The following is a 3,381-nucleotide window of genomic DNA, read 5'->3' on the forward strand; positions in this document are numbered from 1 at the left end:
TTTTGTTGGTTGTGTGATTTGCGCAGAAGCTGTGCTAGAATCAAAAACGGCATGTAACTGTATATCAAAGAATAATTACGTGTCTACCATAATAATAACTAACGAGGGTAACATACATGAAATCATTTAAAAGTACAATTATAGCAGTCTTAATAGCATTTTCTTTAGGCTCCTTTTCATCGATTGCGCTTGCTGATCGTAATAGTCAAGCAGTCGCTAATATTTCCGCTCATATTGATGAAGCAATTAAGAGCATTGATGCTAATGATGTAGATGGAGCTTTGGCTCATACAAAAGAAGCTAAGCGTGCTAAGAAAGAGCTTAATAGTGAAGAGAATGCTGCAAAAATTGGCAGGCTTTCAGCACACTTTACTAAAGCAAAAAAGCTATTAAAAAAATCAGATCTAGCTGGTGCTAAAGCTGAATTAGAAAAAGCAAAACATGGGTATAGCGCAATTCAATTTTAAGCTTATATTTAGATTTTATAAAGCACCCAAGACGCGGTCAACTTGGGTGCATGCTTTTGCAATCAACCTATTTGCCGAGATTACCGTCATTTTTGCAGAGTTCACAGTGAGTGCTTTTTAGCGAGGCTATAAAAGTCTTCACCATCCGCTAATTTTTTTAAGTACCTTTTCCTCTTCTTTAGTTTATACCAAAATGTGTTGTGCACATGCTATTGCCATTTTTATCGTGGTGGATAAAATTCCAACAGAATACGTTAGCCTAACTTTTTGTCAAACACTAGATTTGATCATAACCCGGAGATAGCATAGAAGAGCATAGGGTCAGGTTTTTATGTTTGTATTCTAAGTGAGTATATTCCCTGAATGACTAGACCTTTACGAATTAAATTTTCAGGCGTTTTATATCACGTTACTTCAAAGAGGTGGCGGTCGAGAAAATATTTACCTTAATGAGGAAGATAGAGAACTGTATCTAACCTCTTTAATTGGTCGGTATTATTCGTTGTATTACTCAACAGTGAGTAGGATTTAAATGGCGGAATGCAAAAATAAAGACCTGACCCTTTGCTTCGTTCAAACACCACTACGGTATACCGGTTAACGGCGACGTTAGCTTTTTATAAAATGGGGGGAAATAGTTGTGGCATCATTTAATAAATCGAATGAAAGTGGAAATCTAGAAGGACAAACTCCAACAACAGTTGCTGTAGCAATTATTTTTTTTATGTTTGTTCTATACTTCATAATTGAACAATTTTTTACAGCAATAGAGTATTATGCTGAGGATGCTCCATATTTAATATTAATAATTGGGTGGTTTTTTTGTTACGGTAATCGTTTTTATTATTCTTAGAAAAGTTGAACCCGAACGAGAAGACACTTTGTTATATGCATTATTAGCTGGTTTCGGAATGGGCTTAGCTCTTTATTCTTTTATTCCTCGTATAAATATTTTAACAGACGAAGGTGGTATTAAAAGTTACTCTTACTTACTAGACACAGGTTATATGTGGAAAGCAAAAGAACCAACATTACCTGAATTGGATTTATACCTTAAAAGTAGTCGTTGGTGGAAGCAATACAAACCAGGCGATACTTATACATTTAATCTAAGAAAAGGTGGACTTGGTATTTGGCAAGTAAATATGGAACAAATATATGATGCTCAAAAGAAATTTTACGATTGTGATGGCGTTATCACATGCATTACTAAATAAAATAATTTCAAAAGGTAGGTTAGAAGTGAGCATAATCTAACAAGCATAGGGTCTTTATGTTCTTTGCTTTTGTTTGTTAGAAGCTTTATTTATGATGGGCAACATATTCTTTTAGCACACTATCTATGCGACCTTGCCAACCTTTACCTGCTGATCGAAAGTACTCTGCAACCTCAGGGCTTACGCGAATACTAATTGGTATTTTCGTTGGTGATTTTTGATGACCTCGCTCGCCAACACTTTTTTTGATTTTGGCGAACAACGAAGGATTTACTTCTGAAAACGGTTTGAACTTTTTTAGGTCGCTTTCAGTTAATTCACGAACTTCACCATCCTTATCTATTAATGATTTCTTGCTCATATCTTTTTACCTCTCTGCTATTTGCCTTTCTAAATGAAATAACTCTAATGCCGTCACTTGTTTCAGTAAAGCAAACAAAGTGTAGCCGCTCATTTAGGTGGCTATACGCAATGTAACGTATTTCATTATACTCATTTCGTAAGTCTTCAAAAACCCAAGCACTATCCTAATCTAAATCTGAGACCTGATCAAAGCCAAGACCTCTTTGGTCAATATTACGTTGGTTTTTAACTGGTTCGAATGAAATGCTCATGATTTAATTGTATATGCAATTAAATCATTGTCAAATACTCATGAGTTTCTAACGACAAAATAACCAGCTTGTCTGGTTGATTTTTTGGTTATAAAACTTAAAGAAAGCACCAATTACTTCAATAAAAATGTTTTGAAAATCACCACGAAATCTCTTGTATTTTCTCTCCGGGAATCAGTATTGCATTTGTTGCATCATTTTTAGCATCAGTAAAAATAGCATACTTCTTTCCCATGTGGAAAAGGTAAAGTCCCTCACATCGTGCAGAAGAATTTTTTGTAACACAGATTGAATGATGAAGTCTCTCAAGCACAGCCATAGAAAGTCCCTCTTCTCGAAACCACAGTACTATAGGTTCTGATCTCCCTCCTCCAAATACTGCAGGGATGTCCGGATACAAGTGTAAAGAATAATACCAGACTAAAGAGCCAGGGATTCCTAATATGATAAGTATGTTTAGCGATGTGGTTAGTAGCCGCTTAATCGTATTCTCTGAACGCATATACGACCATGTGAAAAACAGAAATACAACAATTATTGAGCCAAACGTTCCTGATAAAACATAGAGCAATACATCCTTATGTTCCGCGAGAATATGGAAGTCTAAACCCAGTTGGCCAATCAAAAACCAGCGAATCGCGTAAAGACTGAATAATAGATAAACCGCAACCCCCATAAAGATCAAAAGTATAAACTTTAATTTTTTTATTTTTGGGCTCTCAGGCTCACTACTAGATTTATCTTCTTTAATTGGTTCTATTCTTTGCTCTGATTTCTCTTGCCTTGCTTTTATTCGTTGGGTTTGAAAAGGAAGATAAAACGTAACTACTCAGCGTAAATAATTAAAAAAGTTCTTGACAGAGTTTTAGTCTTATTTTTGTGGTTTTTAGTCTCCTGCAGAATAGCCATCAAATAGGCCATTTATTGGTCCTGTCTTAATAGTCAGCCGCAAGATGCTTTTAAATATTGGCGATCCCGATCAACTTTTTTAATCTCTTCAAAACAGCTTGTGACGAGGAAAATTCGGGATTAAAAACCCATGAGATAATATACCTGTTCTTATAGCGATACAGGTTTTTTCGT

Annotated in this window: 4 protein-coding genes and 1 pseudogene; 2 read left to right on the top strand and 3 right to left on the bottom strand. The window is 35.3% G+C overall.

Annotated features, from left to right (window positions below):
* The first annotated feature begins 116 nt into the window (after positions 1–116).
* Together CDZ78_RS19390 and CDZ78_RS19395 are read left to right on the top strand one after the other, a co-directional pair.
* Entirely contained in the window at positions 117–467 is a 351-nt protein-coding gene (locus CDZ78_RS19390; protein WP_087871433.1) for a hypothetical protein, read from the top strand.
* 809 nt (positions 468–1,276) lie between these two features.
* Positions 1,277–1,684: a hypothetical protein gene (locus CDZ78_RS19395; RefSeq protein ID WP_087871434.1), complete on the top strand. Its 408-nt coding sequence runs from the start codon at positions 1,277–1,279 to the stop codon at positions 1,682–1,684.
* Between the two features lie 85 nt (positions 1,685–1,769).
* On the opposite strand, the gene CDZ78_RS19400 is transcribed toward CDZ78_RS19395, so the two are convergent.
* The 3 genes and pseudogenes from CDZ78_RS19400 to CDZ78_RS19410 all read right to left on the bottom strand — a co-directional run bounded on the left by CDZ78_RS19400 (position 1,770) and on the right by CDZ78_RS19410 (position 2,974).
* The gene (locus CDZ78_RS19400; protein WP_087871435.1) at positions 1,770–2,045 is read right to left on the bottom strand and encodes a BrnA antitoxin family protein; all 276 of its coding nucleotides are present in this window, start codon (positions 2,043–2,045) and stop codon (positions 1,770–1,772) included.
* A pseudogene (locus tag CDZ78_RS24440) lies at positions 2,020–2,298 on the bottom strand (BrnT family toxin). Before CDZ78_RS24440 ends, CDZ78_RS19400 begins: the two are co-directional and overlap by 26 nt.
* Positions 2,299–2,437: 139 nt before the next feature.
* Positions 2,438–2,974 (bottom strand): hypothetical protein, encoded by a 537-nt coding sequence (locus tag CDZ78_RS19410; RefSeq protein WP_087871436.1) that lies wholly within the window; start codon positions 2,972–2,974, stop codon positions 2,438–2,440.
* Positions 2,975–3,381: the final 407 nt, after the last annotated feature.

Source organism: Bathymodiolus platifrons methanotrophic gill symbiont (assembly GCF_002189065.1).
Lineage (GTDB): Bacteria > Pseudomonadota > Gammaproteobacteria > Methylococcales > Methylomonadaceae > Methyloprofundus.